The organism is Pseudomonas sp. CFII68, assembly GCF_000416195.1.
Taxonomy (GTDB): Bacteria; Pseudomonadota; Gammaproteobacteria; order Pseudomonadales; family Pseudomonadaceae; genus Aquipseudomonas; species Aquipseudomonas kilonensis.
In genome coordinates this window covers 1-353 of record NZ_ATLN01000006.1, presented here as the reverse complement: position 1 = coordinate 353, position 353 = coordinate 1, and the positions used below count along the sequence as shown (strand labels likewise).

General features: G+C 67.1%; 1 protein-coding gene. It reads left to right on the top strand.

Features of this window, described 5'->3' with window-relative positions; translation table 11 throughout:
* Positions 1–353 (top strand): carbon starvation CstA family protein (locus CFII68_RS25670; protein ID WP_305366732.1); only part of this gene is annotated, 353 nt, incomplete at both ends.

The window sequence follows — 353 nt, the reverse complement described above, 5'->3', positions numbered from 1 at the left end:
GTGGTGGCCGTGGCCCAGACCGTCAGCAGCTGGGGCTTTGCAATCACCCCCGAGGCGCTGCAAGCGGTGGCCAAGGACATCGGCGAAACCACCATCCTGGCCCGTGCCGGCGGTGCGCCGACCCTGGCGGTCGGTATCGCGCAGATCCTGCACTCGGTGCTGCCGGGTGAGAACACCATGGCGTTCTGGTACCACTTCGCGATCCTGTTCGAAGCGCTGTTCATCCTCACCGCGGTGGACGCCGGCACCCGTGCCGGGCGGTTCATGCTGCAGGATTTGCTGGGCTCGTTCGTGCCTTCGCTCAAGCGCACCGAATCCTGGCCGGCCAACCTGATCGCCACCGCCGGTTGCGT